Below are 16,998 nucleotides of genomic sequence, written 5' to 3'. Positions count from 1 at the left end.
CGATTCTCCGTTTGGGGACAGACATCATGCCACCGTATTTGTTTGAATCTCCCGATCAATCGTTACGGGGCGATGCGAAGCATACCCTGGACTGTGTCTTTGAGCAGTTGCCCGGTTACCACTTTCAGACGGCCATTGCACCCTGGCCCAGAGTGGTGCGTCTGGCTCACCGGGGTGATATTGATGGCTGGTTTCTCTATGTGCAAAACGCGAGCAGCGATGATTTTGCGGTATTGTCCGATCCGTTGTTGCTGGAATCCTGGTACTGGTACAGCCTGGATGATGTGTCGGATGCCACCCTGGAAGACCTCAGGGATGAAACCGTTCTGGTCATGAACGGCACCTATCAGGCCATCTGGCTGCAAAGTCAGGGGTTTAGCGAATTCTTCAGCGTAGGGTCGACTGATAGCCTGATCCGTGCCTTTTTGGCGGGCCGCGCGCGGCATTTACTGGTGAGTGAAACCGTTTTTAACGAGGCCGTGGCTCGTTTGAATGGGGAACTGTCTGCCATCAATCAGCGCTTTGTTGGGTTTATTCCGCTTGGTTTGTACATTACCAAGGCGTTCTCCCGCGAACACCCCGGGTTTATCGGTGATTTCAACACCGCCGCTACCGGATGCCGTATTGAACAGGTTGGGTTAACCGCTGAGAATGAGCAGTCGCTGGCCAATCTGGTTGAGCCCCTGTCGCGCTGGCTGGCGTCGGACTGGGTGCGCGAGCCGGTTCTGCTGGCCAATGCGCGCAACCAGCATTTACCCCCTGATGAAATCAGCCGGATTGACCGGCAATGGGTCGACGAAGTTCGAACCGGTGATTTCGACCTGATCGCTGAGGTGCTCAGCCGTGACCTCTCGACCCGCTTGGCACTGATTCGTCGCCAGTCTCAGGGGGTGTTCAGTGAACTGTTCATCACCGATATTCACGGCATCACCCTGGGCACCAGTAACATCACGTCCGACTGGTTTCAGGGCGATGAGGGGCCATTCGACGCCATAGTTACCCGGCGCGAGCCGGTTCAGATCGACGCCATTGCCTACGATGAATCCACCCGTCAGTTTTTGTCCCAGATCGCCTTGCCGATCCGCGATACCAACGGTGACCTGATTGGCATGCTGGTGGCTGGCGTGAACGTTGAAAATGCCCTCCGGGGATTGCAATAGCTTCAGGCGGTTCCGACCTGTACGGGTGTTACTTTGCACGTCTGCACAAGGGCACCGACTTCCTCCAGGCAACTGCCGCATTGCGTGCTGCATTTTAAGGCGCGTTGAAGCTCGGCCAATCCGGCCTCCGGATGTCGGGTCAGGTAAGTCTTTATGTCCCGTTCGTACACGGAATAACAGGTGCAGATCAGATTGCCACGCGGGTCCGCTTCACCCGGTTTGCCTGCCAACCAGTCCTCCAGAGGCACGTCATCATTCTGCCAGTGTTGCTGCAGCCAGTCGGTATCCGGCACCGGCCGTTGCCGGTCACTCAGGCCGAGCCAGTAAGCGGGTGTCTGGCCCGGGGGGCTGGCCTGTTGAAACCAGTGCTGCTCTGAATCCGTCAGGGTAATGCCAGTGTCGGACACACCGTTTTGCCAGTGTTCAGATACCTCACGTAGAGTTCGATCGGTATAGAACAGGGTCCACAGCCACAGCGCGCCCAGCGAGCGTTTAAACCAGACGGCTCCTCGAGAGAGGGCGTCGGGCAGGTGCTCGCCAATGTAGACACCCGAACACCTGAGTGACATCGGCTCCACTGACACCAGAGCATGTTTGCTTTCCGGCTGACCCGATTGCGGATCGACAATGGGTGGAATCACCCGGGCGACACCGCCCGCTGCGGCAAAGGTATCGTTCCAGTGCATGGGTGCAAAAGCATCTCCGCGGCGCTGGGTGCTGTCCAGAGCAAGAACGGCGGCAAACTGGCCAATCACATTGGTTATTGTGACCGGCTGGCCCTCGATCAGACCACGTTCGGCTGCATCGGCCGGGTGCAAGGTGAGGCAAAAATCCGGTCGGTGTTGGCCAAGGCGACTGACCAGACCCGTGCGGGTCATGGTGTGCCACTGATCGCGCAGACGACCAGTGTTCAGCCTCAACTGTCCATCTGCCGTGTCGGGCTCGGCGGGCGCGACGGGTATAAACTGCGCACGGCCATTCGGCGTTGCAAAGCGGCCATCACCAAACAACCTGGCACGGGATTGGCCCTCGGCGTCATAAGGCCACTGGCTGGGTGCCAGGTTGTCATATTCACGCGGCGTCAGCTTGGTTAACGGGTGTAAGCCAAATTGCCGGTTGGGTGCCGGTTCAAAGACGCTCAGAGCAGCGTGTTCGGCAAAGATGTCAGCTGGGCCACTGAAGTTAAAGGCCGCTTTATAACCAAGCCGTTTTCCGACCTCAGCCAGGGACCACCAGTCGGGTTTCGCCTCACCCGGTGGTAACAGAAAGCCACGCTGTCTCGACAGGCAGCGTTCGGAGTTGGTGACGGTACCGTCTTTCTCGCCCCAGGCGAGAGCCGGCAAGATGACATCGGCGTAGGCCAGAGTGTCGTTGTCAGTGACCACATCCGAGACAATGACGGTCTCGACCCGGGCCAGGGCTTCGCGCACCCGGTTGGCGTCGGGCAGGCTGGCCAGCGGATTTGTGGCCATGATCCACAGAACCTTTATGTCTCCTCTGGCAGCTGCTTCGAATAAATCAACCGCTTTCAAACCGGGTTTACGGGCGATGTCGTGTGCATTCCAGAATCGGGCTACAGCATCGCAATCCGTTTCGGTAAAACCCCGGTGGCTGGCCAGTTGATTGGCCAGGCCACCGACTTCCCGGCCGCCCATGGCGTTGGGTTGGCCTGTGATGGAAAACGGCGAGGCGCCCACTTTGCCAATGCGGCCTGTGGCCAGGTGCACATTAATAATCGCCTGGCTTTTGGCTACACCGGAGCGGCTCTGGTTAATGCCCATCGACCAGGCGGTGACGGTTTTGGGTGTCGTGGTTAACCAGTCAAAGAATTGCTGCAGGTCACCCAGTGCCAGTCCACAATCGTCAGCTAGGGCCGCCCAATTCGCGCCGGCATGGTGACGGGCGGCGACCAGGGTGTCTTCAAATTGCTCGGTATGGTGATCAATAAAATCGGCGTCCAGCGCGTTGTGTTCCGCAAGCCAGGCCAGTGCGCCGTTGAACAGCCGGCCATCAGTGCCGGGTTTGAGTGGCAGGTGCAAGTCGGCCGCCCGACTGGTATCGGTAGCGCGCGGGTCAATAACCACAAGCCGCATGTGTGGCCGGGCTTTACGTGCTGCCTGCAACCGCTGAAACAACACCGGGTGGGCCCAGGCCAGGTTGGAGCCCACCAGTATCACCAGATCGGCCTGTTCCAGGTCGTCATAACAACCGGGTACGGCATCTTCCCCCAGCGATTGCTGATAGGCGGCAACGGCCGACGACATGCACAGTCGTGAATTGGTATCCAGGTTCGCAGTGCCAAGAAAGCCTTTGGCGAGTTTGTTGGCGACGTAATAATCTTCAGTTAGAAGTTGCCCGGAGAGATAAAGACCAAGGCTGTCGGGTCCCGTTTCAGTGCGGGCTCTGTCGATTTTCTGGCTGATAAAGTCGAGTGCGGTGTCCCAGCTGACGGTCTCCCCCGCCAGCCTGGGTCGCAACAGGCGTTGTTGCAGCGGCAGTACCTCACCCAAATGCGTACCCTTCACACAGAGTCGCCCCTGGTTGGCCGGGTGATCGGCCAGGCCCCGCACCTGAATATCACGGTCGCCGCTGCGCGGAATTTCCACGCCGCAGCCAACGCCGCAATAGGCGCAGGTGGTGTGCAGACGGCGATCGGTCATACCCACTCGATCTCGACCTGGCCATCGACAATACGTGCCGGCCACACCGGTACTTGCCAGCTGTCGTCTTCTAGGCAACGGCCGGTTTCCAGCGAAAAGTGGTGCTTGTACAGCGGAGCCGCGACAACGCGTTCGCCGTTGATGTCGCCGAGCAGACCACGGGCCATGACGTTGGCGCCGCTGGCCGGATCCTGATTGGCCAGGGCGTAGACTCGTTGCGACTGAGTCAGCTGTCCGTCACCCGGTAAAAAGAACAGGGCAATCTGCTGCCCGAGCACCAGCGCAGCCACGCCGGACCCGGGTACCAGATCATCGACGGAACAGACCTGAACCCAGGGGCTGGTTCCGGACCGGTGTGTTTGAGTGAGCGATTTAGCATTGGCAGTCATGTCGGTCTCCTAGGCGGTAGCGATCAGTCGGGCTTTTTCTTCATCGCGCGCGGGGCGAATCTGCTCGCGCTCTTTAACGAACACCACATTGCTGTCGGCACTGTCGCTGTTGACGAAGGTGCGGAAACGTTTCAGTTTTTCCGGGTCGTCCAGCACGGCTTTCCATTCGCACTGGTAAGTGTCGACGATGCGCGCCATTTGTTGTTCCAGCTCAGTGTTCAACTGCAGGGAGTCGTTGAGGATGACCTCTTTGAGATAATCGAGACCGCCTTCCAGATTTTCCATCCAGCGGGCGGTGCGTTGCAGCCGGTCGGCGGTTTTGATGTAGAACATCAGCAGCCGGTCGATGGTTTTGATCAGGGTGACGTCGTCGAGGTCGGTTGCAAACAAATCGGCATGACGCGGTTTCATGCCGCCGTTGCCGCATACGTAGAGGTTCCAGCCGTGTTCGGTGGCGATGACGCCAATGTCTTTGCTCTGCGCTTCAGCGCATTCGCGGGTACAGCCTGAGACGGCGAACTTCAGTTTGTGCGGTGCGCGCAACCCCTTGTAGCGGTTTTCCAGCAAGATCGCCATGCCTACGCTGTCTTGCTGACCATAGCGGCACCAGGTGCTGCCGACACAGGATTTCACGGTGCGCACCGATTTGCCATAGGCCTGGCCGGTTTCGAATCCGGCGTCGATCAGCCGTTTCCAGATTTCAGGCAACTGATGCAGCTGGGCACCGAACAGGTCGACGCGCTGGCCACCGGTAATTTTGGTGTAGAGGTCGTATTCTTTGGCCACTTCGCCAATCACAATCAATTTGTCGGCCGTAATTTCGCCACCGGCAATGCGCGGCACCACCGAATAGGTGCCGTCTTTTTGCATGTTGGCCAGGAAGGTGTCGTTGGTGTCTTGCAGCTTGACGTGCGCCGGTTCCAGTACACTCTCGTTCCAGCAACTGGCGAGAATGGAGGCAACCGTGGGTTTGCAAATGTCGCAGCCGAGGCCCTTGCCGTGTTCGCGAATCAGCGCATCGAAGGTTTTGATCTGGCCGACCTGCACCAGATGAAACAATTCCTGGCGGGTGTAGCTGAAGTGCTCGCACAATGAATGGTCAACTTCAACGCCGCGCGCTTCCAGGGTTGCATCGACCACTTGCTTGAGCATGGCGGCGCACCCGCCGCAGCCGCTGCTGGCCCGGGTTTCGGCTTTCACTTCTCCGAGGGCGCAACAGCCTGAATCGATGGCGCTAACGACATCGCCCTTGGTGACGTTGAGACAGGAACACAGCGTAGCGGTGTCGGGCAATGCGTCGACGCCCAATTGAGGCACGCCTTCGCTGCTCGGCAGAATCAAACTGTCAGGCTCTTTGGGCAGTGTAATGTCGTTCAGGTAATACTGCAGCAGGGTGTCGTACAGGCTGTTGTCGCCCACTAAAATGGCACCCAGCAGTCGGCTGCCATCGGCACTGGTCACCAGCTTGCGATAAACCCCCGTGCGTTCATTGCTGTATCGGTAGGACACTGCGCCGGCGCTGCGAGCATGGGCATCGCCAATGGCACCCACATCGACCCCCAGAAGTTTCAGCTTGGTGCTCATGTCGGCTCCGGTGAAGGAGGCATCACCCCCGGTAAGGTGTGCAGCGGCCGTTTCGGCCATGCGATAACCGGGGGCGACCAGACCAAAAATGGCGTCGTTCCAGAGTGCCACTTCACCCACGGCGTAGATCGCCGGATCGGAGGTCTGGCACCGGTTGTTAATGGCGATACCGCCGCGTTCACCCAACGTCAGACCAGCGTCACGGGCCAGGGCATCTTGTGGGCGAATACCCGCAGAGAAGACGACGACATCGGTGACCAATGGTTCCGCATCGGCGAAGGTAAGCACGGTGCGCCCCTGTTCGTCGGTGGTGATCGACTGAGTGGCGGTATTCACATGAACCTGAACCCCGAGTGCCTGAATTTTATCGCGCAGCAAGGTGCCGGCATCGGCGTCCAGTTGCACCGGCATCAGTCGGGGGGCGAACTCGATGACATGAGTATCGAGCCCCAGTGACTTAAGCGCATTGGCCGCCTCAAGGCCGAGCAAACCACCACCGATAACAACACCGACACTGCCATCGCTCGCGGCGTTACGAATCGCATCGAGGTCATCGAGCGTTCGGTAAACCAGGCAGGAGGGCAGGTCGTGCCCGGGTATTGGCGGTACAAAAGGGTAAGAGCCTGTCGCCAGAATCAGGGCGTCGTAGGGCAGCGCTGTGTCGTCTGCCAGCACGACTTTCTTGGCATCGCGATCGATCTGGCGTGCGGCTACGCCCAGGTGGGTGTGGATGCCGCGTTCGTTGTAGTGTTCGAGTGTGCCCAATGCCAGATCAGCGTGCGTTTTGCCCTGGAAGTACTCGGAGAGATGCACCCGGTCGTAGGCGCTGTAAGTCTCTTCGCCAATAATGTTGATGGCCCAGTCTGTTGCTTCACCACAAGCCTCCGAAAAGCTCATGGCCGCGTGGTGACCGACCATGCCGTTGCCGATAATGACCAGTTGGCGTTGATTCCGGGTGTCTGTGAGTATCGGTTGCGCTGTCATGTGCTTCTCCTAGGCCGCCTTGACGCTGCCCAGCATCACGGCGCGGGCATCGTTTATGGGGGTCTGTTGTTCAATCAGGTGTTGGTAGAGCTCAAGGTGGGTGCGAATGCCGACCATCTCGGCACCGATCAGCCGGTCGTTCAGAAAATGCAGTCGCCGGCACTGGTTGAGGCCGGGCGCGTCCAGGGTCAGGTGCCGGGCATCGGGGTGGTCGATGCAGCCATGAGAGACGACGTCGAGCCCGGAAATTTTTAAACGGGTGGTGCATTGCTCGGGAGACCAGTGCGCCGGTTCGGCACAGAGCACCGAGGCCAACACCTCAGCTTGCTGATAGGCCGGTGCCACCAGGCCAAAGGTCTGGCCATTGAATTCGGCGCATTCACCCAAGGCAAACAGCTGTGGGTGGCTGGTGCGCATCTGGTCATCAATCAACACGCCGCGATTGACGCGCAGCCCGGCTTGGCGAGCGAGGTGTTCGTTGGGCTGAATGCCAGCGGCGGCGATCAGCACATCGGCAGCCAGAGTATCGCCAGTGCTTAATTCAACCGAGGAAAGTTCCGGCTCGGCCTGGACGTGGTTCAGTTCACAGCCAAGGTGCAAGTTGATGCCAGCTTGCACTGCTGCGCGTGCCAGATAGGCCGCCGTTGGTGCCGACAGTTGCCGGTTCATCAGGTGGGTGTTGCGATGAACCAGGCTGACGCGGTGCCCGCGGGCTCGTAGGCCCCAGGCGGCCTCCAGGCCCAGCAGGCCACCGCCGACCACGACCGCTGAGCGGTTCGCGGGCAGTGCTTTTAACCAGTGGCCGTCGGCTTTGCTGCGAAAGGCTCGAATCGCAGGCTGCGTGGGAAAGGGCAGGTCGGGAAATCGGGGCAGGGCGCCGGTTGCCAGCACCGCCTGATCAAACTCGAGGGTGCGGCCGGAGTTGAGCCTTACCTGGCCTGCCGGGTTCAGAGCGACGACCGCATCGCCGTTTACCCGGTAGATCCGGTGCTGGCGATACCAGGCGTCGTCGACCAGGTCGAGACTCGCTTCGCTGACGTCACCGGCGAGCCAGGGCGTCAGCTGAATGCGGTTGTAACCAATACCGCCTTCCTCGCTGACCACGGTGATGGACCCCGGATACCCGCGCTCGACCAGCTTTTGCAGCAACCGGGTCGCCGCCATGCCATGTCCGATGATCAGTAACCGCTTCTGGTTCATAGGCCCCTCGCCAGTGTCTGACCTTTTCGGCCAGACAAAAAAAAGACGCTCTTGGGTTTCCCCAAGAGCGCCAATGCTCGATACGCAAATCACAGTGTAAGGCCATCTCATCTCAGAGAACCGGCAAGCCAGACTCTGATTTGTGATGACTGGTTTCTATATAGCGAAGGGCGTGCCAACTTTTAAAAGCGCGTAAATTCAGGCGATTAGCGGTTTTTCGAAGGAGGGAGTGTGGATTTTTGCACCAAGACCGGCCAGGAAGACCGCTGACGTGTTCGGTGTTGGGGCATAGGTACCTTTGTTATTCGTCTTCCCGCGCCAGGCGCACAATCTGATCACCCTCGGTCACCACGACCATGGGCTGGCAGCAGACTTCACAGTCTTCCGTATATTCCTGGCTGTCTTCGGTGGGGTCGACAATCAGATGAATACTGGCGTCACAATACGGGCAACGCAAATCCACCAGTTCAGTGGACAGATGATCGAGGGACATAGTGGCCTCCGCAAGGTCAGCATGACGATACGACTGAAGGTAGTTCAAGGCTCTTCTATCTGCACGGCTTTACTTGGAGGTCGAATTCCGGAGTTCGAGGCTGCTATGTTGCCAGGAGTGCGTATCAGCCACCGGTCATGCCTCTCTGTGGTCGGCGTGAACCCGTCCATGGGGCCTAGATCGCAGGATATGAATCCCCTCCATGGGATTCACCCTTCGGGCTCGCTACGCTCATGCTAAAACGCTCCTGGCGTTTTAGTCCATGCTGCGAACTACCCCAGAGAGGCATAACCGGTACCTGATACTAAACCTTCGGCGAACTCCTCAAGTTCCGTAATTACCTAAAAAACCAAAGCTAGGAATTACTGCCAACTTCTTCGTCGAGATCAGGAAAGAGCGTGTCCTGCGGGGGAGAGGGTTCGGATGACTGGCTGGCTTGGGTTCGCTCGAAACGAAGTTTACGAACCTGGCAGGCACGAATGATAAGACGCTTGGCTTCATCGTCGGCCTGAAACCAGTACTGGCGCTCGGCCCGGGAACGAAAACAACCGCGACAGTAACCTCTGGCACCGGATTCGCAAACACCGATGCAGGGGCTGGGTATGTCGAAAAATTCGAGCTGTTTCATGGCACCACGTCAGGTTGTTTAGTTTTCTGGTTTTGGAGTTCGCCACAAACGCGAGCGGCGATGACCGGGGTTGCTCCTGTGGGGTAGTCCGCAGCAGGGATGCTGCGGTCTAGGCTCCATGGACGGATTTACGCCGACCCCACAGGAGCAACCCCGGTTATCGGTGCGGACCATCGCCACAGAGTAAACCCGAACTCCAAGACCAGGGTCAGCCAGTCAATTGCCAGTGCTGGCTTCAGGCCGACTGAGTTTCAGGTAAATACCGAGCCCGATCAATAGTGCCACGGCGGATAACATCATATAGACCGCCTGGATCAGTTGGTCGCTCTCACCCAGCAGTGACTTGAACATCAGCAGTAATGCCTCGATCGAAATCGCTATCAGGATAGCAGACATGAAGCGGGTAATGGTTCTTTCCGTTGATCCGTGGTGGTGAATGTCTTTATGAACGAAGACTTCTTCCTCGATGATGGTTTTGCCGAGGTCAAAAATGGCCAGGCTCAGTGTGATCAGAATCACGACGCCGAATGAGTCGGTAGCGATGTGGCTGGGTGTCAGCAGGGTACCCAGCAGTGATTGCAGCGAGGCCCAGAGCAACAGGCCGGAGACTGCTATCAACACCGATCCGATCAGGGCGTAGACGGTTCGAAAAACTGGGTGAAACCGATAGCGCAATTGATCGTTGTTCAGGTAAGCAATCAGTGCCTGCAGGTTTAAATTAAGGACCAGATAGCCGGGCGTTTCAGCATCTGACTCATCGCTGTCGTTGCGGTTGAATCGCAGCACTGCCGAAATGGCCAGGCGGTGCGTAGCGCTCGACAGGTAAGGCTCAGAGACGGTGATGGCCCCCGGGTTGTGGTGCGCGGCCTGAAAGTAGGGCCGGTGACTGCGATCGCTGTGCTGCCCCAGGGTGCGACGTGCTGGCTCGGTGACACCCTGGCCATAGGCGGAGGGCAGCAGTTGTTTGCCTCGGTCGTCCAGACTGTAGAGCATTTCGATGAACGGATAAGCCTTGCTGAGGTGGGCCACTTCCTCCTGCTGTGCGTTGGGGTCGGTGAGCAAACTGATGCGGTCGAGGCTGGAGACGATTGATTCGATCAGGCCATTGATCGCAACGCGATCTTGCTGGTAGCTCGATACCAGGTGCAAATAACTGTGGTACGCCATGGGGCGTTCAAGTCCTTCGGGAGTGAGTGAAGGCCTTTACGCTATCACCCCTCGGTATGCTTCTCCAATGGCGACGCTGGCACCCGGGCCTGCCCGACAGGTCAGCTTTGTTGCTCAGTAACAGCCTGATGACCGATGCGTGCTGTGGTGGGCAATACTGCCTGTTAAACCGTAAGGAAATAACAGAAGCAGGTGGAATGATGGGGTATTTGTTCTGGCAAGTCGGAGGTGTTGTTAAAAAATAGATCAATAAAGAGGGTGTGTTTTGCACCCTCTTTATTAAAAAGCGATCAGGCCACTTCGGTATTCTTTTTTGCCTGAGTGGTCGCCGTTGCCCGTGATGAAATCGGTTCGATCTTGCGTTGTTTTTCGTACAGAAATGTCAGCACTTCAGAGCGTAAATGGTTGTAGTGACCATCGTCGGCCAGTGCCAGGCGGTTGCGTGGGCGCTCAAGATCCACGTCCAGAATCTGACCGACCGTTGCCGAGGGACCATTGGTCATCATCACGATGCGGTCTGACAGCAGCACGGCTTCGTCGACATCGTGAGTGATCATAATCACCGTTGTGCCCAGCTGTGCCTGAATGTCCATCAGCGAATCTTGGAGGTGGGCGCGGGTCAGGGCGTCGAGCGCGCCAAAGGGTTCGTCAAGCAACAGCACGCTGGGCTGCATCGCCAGTGCCCTCGCAATGCCGACCCGCTGCTTCATGCCGCCGGAGATTTCACCGGGGCGCTTGTGCATGGCGTGGCCCATGTGTACCAGCTCCAGGTTATGGGCAATCCAGTCTTTCAGTTCGGCCCGGCTTTTGGTTTTGCCGAACACGCGTTTAACCGCCAGCTCCACGTTTTCCCAGGCAGTGAGCCAGGGCAGCAGACTGTGGTTTTGAAAAACCACAGCACGTTCCGGGCCGGGCTCATTGACTTCCTTGCCGTTGAGTAACACGCCACCACGGGTTGCCTGGTGCAAGCCGGCGACAATGTTGAGTACGGTACTCTTGCCGCAACCGGAGTGCCCGATCAGTGAAACAAATTCACCGTCGCGCACTTTCAAATTGACGTTGCTGAGGGCTGTGAAAGGCCCCTTTGGGGTCGGGAAGTCGATTCCGACGCCACTCAATTCGAGATGTGTCTGGGTCATGTTTAATCTCCTGACGCGTAAAAAATTCGGGTTGTTTGGGTTCAGCGTTGCTCGCTGGTCTTGTCCCAGCTGACGGCCTGTTGCAGCATCAGCATGATGCGGTCGAGGGCATAGCCGATCAGGCCAATGGCCAGCACCGCGACCATGATGCGACCGAGTGAATCGGAACTGCCGTTCTGGAATTCATCCCAGACGAATTTGCCCAGGCCCGGGTTCTGCGCCAGCATTTCAGCGGCAATCAGCACCATCCAGGCGATGCCCAGCGACACACGCAAACCGGTAAACATCATCGGAATCGCCGAGGGGATGACGATTTTGCGAATGTGGGTGAAGGTCGGTAGCCGCAGAACTTTACTGACGTTCAATAAATCACGATCGATATTGGCTACACCCACGGCGGTGTTGATCAAGGTAGGCCAGAGCGAACAAAGGGTAACGGTGAACAGCGAAGTGATGAAGGATTTCTCGAACATCGGGTCGTCAGATACATACACCGCACTGACCACCATGGTCACCAGTGGCAGCCAGGCCAGGGGCGATACGGGCTTGAAAATCTGGATGATCGGATTGACGGCCTGATAGGTCGAACGAGACAGACCGATGATGATCCCACAGGGAATGGCGATCACACTCGACACCAGAAAGCCGGCGAGTACCGTGACCAGGCTGGTAACAATCTGATCGATGAAGGTCGCCTTGCCCGGGTAACTGTGGATGGTTGGGCTGTAGCTTGGGTCATCGGCCATGCGCGCGGCGTTGCGGTCTTCCTGGCGCTGGTAGAAGGCGGTTTCTTTTTCCCGTTCGGCCACATGGCCCTGCCACAGTGACTGGCTCTGTTCCACCACATCGACCGGGCCCGGAAAGGTGCCCAGCGACGTATTGATTTGGCTGGCACCAACGTGCCACAGCATCAGAAAGACAACAATGCCGGTCACGGGTAACAGCAGTGATGTCAGCCATTGCACCGGGTTGATGTCGGCCAGGCGATGGCTCAGGTTGAGCTTGAGTTTCCGCCACGGGTGGCTGGATGTCTGCGCTGTCATGGTTTTCTCCTGTACCGTACTGGAGTGCACTGCGCGCGAATTACCCACGAGCAGTGCACGATCGACGATTACTCGTTGCTGCCTTGCAGGCCGATGGGAAACCGGCTCAGGTACGCATTGGGTTCACGGCCGTTGTAGGGAATGCCGTCGATAAATTCAGATTGCTCGGGTTTAAAGCCGGTTTCGCTGGCAAAGGCCGGGAACTGGTCGGGGCTGAAGGTGCCTTCTTCAATCAGGCTTTCAGCCGCAGCCTGGTAAAGGTCTGGCCGGTAGACCTGTGCCGCCATGTTGAAATACCAGTCGTCGGGTTTTTGCTCGCCGATCTGGCCCCAGCGGCGCATCTGGGTCAGGTACCAGATGGCATCGGAGTAATAGGGGTAGGTTGCGTTGTAACGGAAAAAGACATTGAAGTCGGGGACGGATCGTACATCGCCACGTTCGTATTCAAAGGTACCGGTCATGGAATTGGCAATGACTTCTTCATCAGCGCCTACGTACTTGGGTTGCGACAAAATACGTACGGCTTCTTCCCGGTTGGCGTTGTCGTCAGCATCCAGCCAATGGGCAGCCCGAATCAGTGCGCGCACCACCCTTACGGTGGTATTCGGATAAGCCTCGGCGAATTCTTCGGTAATGCCAAAGACTTTTTCCGGGTTGTTTTTCCAGATCTCGTAGTCGGTAATTACGGGCACGCCGATGCCTTTGAACACGGCCTGCTGGTTCCAGGGTTCACCTACGCTGTAGCCTTTGATGGTGCCGGCTTCGAGTGTCGAGGGCATTTGCGGGGGTGGGGTAACGCTCAGCTCCACTTCCGCATCGATCAGCCCGGAGGTATCACCGTTGGCCGGGTCGTAATACCCCGGGTGCAAGCCACCCGCAGCAAGCCAGTAGCGAATTTCGTAATTGTGGGTCGAGACCGGGAACACCATGCCCATCCGAAACGCCTCGCCCCGGTCACGGTATTCGGTGACGACCGGTTGCAGTGCCTCGGCACTGATTGGATGCACCGGGTTGCCGTTTTCGTGGGGAATGTGTTCTTTCATGCTTGCCCAGACATCGTTGGAGACGGTAATGCCGTTGCCGTTCAGGTCCATCGAAAAAGGCGTGATAATGTTGGCCTGAGTGCCGTAGCCAAGCGTCGCAGCCAGTGGCTGACCGGCGAGCATATGGGCACCGTCGAGTTCGCCGGTAATCACGCCATCGAGCAGAACTTTCCAGTTGGCCTGAGCTTCGAGCGTGACGTAGAGCCCCTCGTCTTCGAAATAGCCTTTTTCGTAGGCGATGGCCAGCGGGGCCATGTCGGTCAGTTTGATAAACCCAAAGGTCAGGGCTTCTTTTTCCGGCCAGCCGAGGTCGGCCTGGGCAACGCTGACGGTGGCGCACAGTGCGGTGCCCACCAGGGTTCGGGTGAGCCGTTTAGGCACGGAAGTCGAAGCGTGGTTTAAGGTCATGGTGTCTGTCTCCCCAAGGTTTAGCGTTGCACTCAGCGTGCCGGAATGTGGTCTGGCTGCTGACGAGCGCCCAAAAAAAAACGGCACCGAGTTCGCGTTTGCGAACAGGGCACCGTTGCCAAGTAGACTGTGTTGTTATTGCTCTGTGCGCAGCGATTACGCATCTGCTGCGGAGCAATGGATCTAATCTGAACAAAGCGATAACCGTGCCAGAACCGAACATCACCTCTGAAACACGGCAGTGGAGCGGCTTGGAGGGTTAGCTGAGGCAACTGTGCCCGTGGATTGCGTGCGGCGTTAATGCGCTATTTATGGGCTGAATGAGGGCAGTCGCACCATTGCGGGACAATTTTGCGGCAGAGAAGTGGGTGAGTTTGAGGCGGTAGCTGTCGTGTAAGTAATGGGTGTGACGCAGAAAGCCGGCGCTGGTGACCACCCAGCGCCGGTTTACTAAATGACGGTTAGACCAGCTCTGCTTCGTCCATCAGTGAGGCGTGCAAATGCCCTTGGGATCCAATCAGCAGGCTGCCCTGGCTGTCTTCAACCAGAAATTCGAGTGCGTCTTCATCGTCGACTGAAATGGAGCCGTGAAAAGCATCCAGGGCGGCATCGGCCCAGTGTTCCTTGCCCAGCTTTGCCGAGACATCAACCGAGTACGAGCCGACCACTTCCTGATCCCACTCAGACAGGTCCTCAAACACGCCCCGCGGGCTGACGTGAATGAGAACTCGAATGGTATCGACTGTGAAACGGATCATGATATGGCTCCCGGTATCGCTTTGGACACGTTGGGTTGATGTTATGCCCAGTCTGGGCGGTGCTTTTGGTACCCGCGTTTGGCCGACTTTTTCCGGTCGGTAAAGGCCTGGCCTCGGTGCGGATTGAACCGGGCAACCGGGTTGTGCCGTGAGGGCCCCGGTGCCGACGCTGCTTTGCTCATACAGGTCTCCCGTCAGCGCCCTGGCACTCTGATACCAGGGGCTCAGTGGTCAGCGGGTCGCGCATAATACAGAGGAGAAGGGGGGCTGAAAAGAGGGTTTTTAAAGAAAAATTGGGGTGATTGACGCCGTTTTTTTCAACGGCTTTCTAAGTCTCTGAATCGGTTGGAGTTTCAGCTTTCGGTACCGTCGTCATCTTTTTGAAAACTTTTTTCCAGATCTCTGGCTGGTACGCCCGGTCTATCACCTCGGTGTCAGAAACCCGTTTTTCGGGCAATTGCCGGGCGGCCAGCATCTGGGTCAGCATCCAGCGGGCGTGATCCGGGTCGGGGTAGGTAGCCCGGTTGCGGAAGAACACCTTGTGCCAGCGCGGCAGGCCATCGTGCCAGGGGGCTTGCATGGCCTCCAGCAACAGGTCGGAATCGCAATTGAGGTAGTCGGGTTTCGCCAGCCAGTGCGCGACCGAGGCGAGGCTGTTGGGGCCATCCAGCCACTGGCAGGCGCGTAACAGGGCACCAATCAGGGCCTGATGGGTGTCGGGCTGTTGCTCGGCAAAGTCGGCATGAACGGCCAGCACCTTTTCCGGTGCATCGGGCCAGATATCGTAGCCCAGTAAGGCCAGGTTGCCCTGGCAGGCTCGAACTGCATCGGTGTTCCAGGGCTCACCGACGCAGAATCCGTCAACATCGCCCTGAGTCAGGGCCTCGACCATTTGCTGCGGCGGTACCACACGGATCCCGATGTCCTGGTTGGGGTCGATGTTGGCCTGTTCAAAAAAGGTGCGTAATAAATAGGTGTGCATCGACATTGGAAACACCGTACCAAACACCAGCTTGGGCAGGCCGCGCTCGTGCCGGTCGTCGATCACCGCTTTCAGCGCTGGCCCCAGTTCGGCCTGCGTGGCGGGCAGGGCGCAATTGAGTGCCGTTGAGAGTGCATTAGAGAAGGTAATGGCATTGCCATTGAGCCCCAGTGACAGCGATGTGGTGAGACGATTTCTAACAGCGGTGCTGGCCAGCGAGGTCTGGCTGGCGACCACCAACGGCGCCAGTAAATGGGCGGCGTCTATCAGTTTCAGCGACAGCTTGTCCCTCAGGCTGGCCCAGTTGCCCTCCCGGTGCAGGTGCACCTGTAAGCCGGCGTCGGCAAAAAAACCGGCTTCCTGGGCAACGATCAGCGGCGCCGCATCGAGCAGTGGCAGAAAGCCGAGGTTCAGCTCGGTGCAGTCGGTGCCTTGGGGTATGAACGGGTTACTCATGGCAGTGTTCTCTCGTCATCAGTCGCAGGTTGGCATACTGGGGCCGCCCTGGCGTGAAGGCGTTTGAGGGGGTAAGACGGCTTATTCATCGAATAGCACCAGTATGTCCTGGGCGATCTCGACCAGGCGCACCTTCTTGTTCATGGCCATTTTGCGCATCGCGCCAAATGCCGCGGCCTCGTCGCACTGGCGATGTTTCATCAGCAGGCCTTTGGCCTGGTCGATGACCTTGCGATCAGCCAGTTCATCGCGGGTTTTGCGCAATTCGCCCCGCAGCGCCTGAAAGGCCTCGAAACGGGAAATGGCCACCTTGATAATGGTGTTTACTCGGCTGGCCTGAAGACCATCGACAATATAGGCACTGACGCCGGCGTTAATCGCATCGCGGATGACGGTGTCGTCATCATCTTCGGCAAAGAAGATGATCGGACGCGGCGTTCGGTCGGAAGTCAGCGCTACATCTTCGAGCATATCCCGGTCGGGTGACTGGGCATCGACGATGACAACGTCAGGCTGAAAGGACTCAACCAACTGATAGATGCGGTGTTCGTCCGGCGATCGAATCACCACGGCATAGCCGAGCGCGGTGAGCGCGGTTTCCAGAATTTGGGCGCGTTCGAGTTGTTGGTCAATGACAAGAATGTTCATACGCGCACGGTGGGGTCCTGCATTTATCGGGCTGAGACGGGGCTTGGCTTGTCACTGCAAGGCCTGTGCCTATAAAATCGCCGTGATTGGGCGATTCAGAGACTCAAAGCGCTGCACTCTGGTGCGGCTGCGCGTCTTTGGGGCGGCTTTTTGCACCGATTCGGAGCGCCGTAACGCGTCCGTACAGACTTTAATACCCCGGATGACTTGGCGACAGCGTTGGCGGGGCGTATGGTATGAGACTAAAGTCGATGCA

Annotated in this window: 15 protein-coding genes; 1 reads left to right on the top strand and 14 read right to left on the bottom strand. The window is 57.9% G+C overall.

All coding sequences use genetic code 11. The annotated features are described in order from the left end of the window. Positions 1-26 precede the first annotated feature (26 nt). Positions 27-1,160: a hypothetical protein gene (locus EP166_RS04885; RefSeq protein ID WP_127555659.1), complete on the top strand. Its 1,134-nt coding sequence runs from the start codon at positions 27-29 to the stop codon at positions 1,158-1,160. Positions 1,161-1,162: 2 nt separating this feature from the next. On the opposite strand, the gene EP166_RS04880 is transcribed toward EP166_RS04885, so the two are convergent. The 14 genes from EP166_RS04880 to EP166_RS04820 form a co-directional block, all read right to left on the bottom strand. Beyond that, positions 1,163-3,820, bottom strand: a complete 2,658-nt coding sequence (locus EP166_RS04880; RefSeq protein WP_127555658.1) for a nitrate reductase — start codon at positions 3,818-3,820, stop codon at positions 1,163-1,165. Further along, on the bottom strand, positions 3,817-4,209 hold the full coding sequence (nirD, locus tag EP166_RS04875; protein ID WP_127555657.1) for a nitrite reductase small subunit NirD: 393 nt from the start codon (positions 4,207-4,209) through the stop codon (positions 3,817-3,819). The genes EP166_RS04880 and nirD overlap by 4 nt, the downstream gene beginning before the upstream one ends. 9 nt (positions 4,210-4,218) lie before the next feature. Next, positions 4,219-6,777 (bottom strand): nitrite reductase large subunit NirB, encoded by a 2,559-nt coding sequence (gene nirB, locus EP166_RS04870; protein ID WP_127555656.1) that lies wholly within the window; start codon positions 6,775-6,777, stop codon positions 4,219-4,221. Positions 6,778-6,786: 9 nt separating this feature from the next. Continuing rightward, positions 6,787-7,977 carry an NAD(P)/FAD-dependent oxidoreductase gene (locus tag EP166_RS04865; RefSeq protein ID WP_164743819.1) on the bottom strand — a complete coding sequence of 397 codons (1,191 nt, stop codon included), beginning with the start codon at positions 7,975-7,977 and terminating at the stop codon, positions 6,787-6,789. A gap of 301 nt (positions 7,978-8,278) precedes the next feature. Continuing rightward, entirely contained in the window at positions 8,279-8,470 is a 192-nt protein-coding gene (locus EP166_RS04860) for a zinc ribbon domain-containing protein (protein WP_127555654.1), read from the bottom strand. Between the two features lie 355 nt (positions 8,471-8,825). Then, positions 8,826-9,098: a DUF1289 domain-containing protein gene (locus EP166_RS04855; protein ID WP_127555653.1), complete on the bottom strand. Its 273-nt coding sequence runs from the start codon at positions 9,096-9,098 to the stop codon at positions 8,826-8,828. Between the two features lie 216 nt (positions 9,099-9,314). Continuing rightward, complete coding sequence (locus EP166_RS04850) at positions 9,315-10,265, bottom strand: PDC sensor domain-containing protein (protein WP_127555652.1); 951 nt, start codon at positions 10,263-10,265, stop codon at positions 9,315-9,317. 290 nt (positions 10,266-10,555) lie between these two features. Next, the gene (locus EP166_RS04845) at positions 10,556-11,404 is read right to left on the bottom strand and encodes an ABC transporter ATP-binding protein (RefSeq protein WP_127555651.1); all 849 of its coding nucleotides are present in this window, start codon (positions 11,402-11,404) and stop codon (positions 10,556-10,558) included. Positions 11,405-11,445: 41 nt separating this feature from the next. Further along, entirely contained in the window at positions 11,446-12,447 is a 1,002-nt protein-coding gene (locus EP166_RS04840) for an ABC transporter permease (protein WP_127555650.1), read from the bottom strand. A 68-nt stretch (positions 12,448-12,515) separates the two neighbouring features. Continuing rightward, positions 12,516-13,898, bottom strand: a complete 1,383-nt coding sequence (locus EP166_RS04835) for a CmpA/NrtA family ABC transporter substrate-binding protein (protein WP_127555649.1) — start codon at positions 13,896-13,898, stop codon at positions 12,516-12,518. A gap of 461 nt (positions 13,899-14,359) precedes the next feature. Next, positions 14,360-14,656 (bottom strand): hypothetical protein, encoded by a 297-nt coding sequence (locus tag EP166_RS04830; RefSeq protein ID WP_127555648.1) that lies wholly within the window; start codon positions 14,654-14,656, stop codon positions 14,360-14,362. A 41-nt stretch (positions 14,657-14,697) separates the two neighbouring features. Next, entirely contained in the window at positions 14,698-14,838 is a 141-nt protein-coding gene (locus EP166_RS21100; RefSeq protein ID WP_164743818.1) for a hypothetical protein, read from the bottom strand. A gap of 146 nt (positions 14,839-14,984) precedes the next feature. Continuing rightward, positions 14,985-16,094, bottom strand: a complete 1,110-nt coding sequence (locus EP166_RS04825) for a CmpA/NrtA family ABC transporter substrate-binding protein (protein ID WP_127555647.1) — start codon at positions 16,092-16,094, stop codon at positions 14,985-14,987. Between the two features lie 81 nt (positions 16,095-16,175). Further along, entirely contained in the window at positions 16,176-16,742 is a 567-nt protein-coding gene (locus EP166_RS04820; RefSeq protein WP_127555646.1) for an ANTAR domain-containing response regulator, read from the bottom strand. Positions 16,743-16,998 lie beyond the last annotated feature (256 nt).

The sequence above is a fragment of the Saccharospirillum alexandrii genome, assembly GCF_004000275.1.
Classification (GTDB): Bacteria; Pseudomonadota; Gammaproteobacteria; order Pseudomonadales; family Natronospirillaceae; genus Saccharospirillum; species Saccharospirillum alexandrii.
The sequence above is the reverse complement of the archived record's forward strand: the minus strand, read 5'-3'. Positions and strand labels throughout refer to the sequence as shown.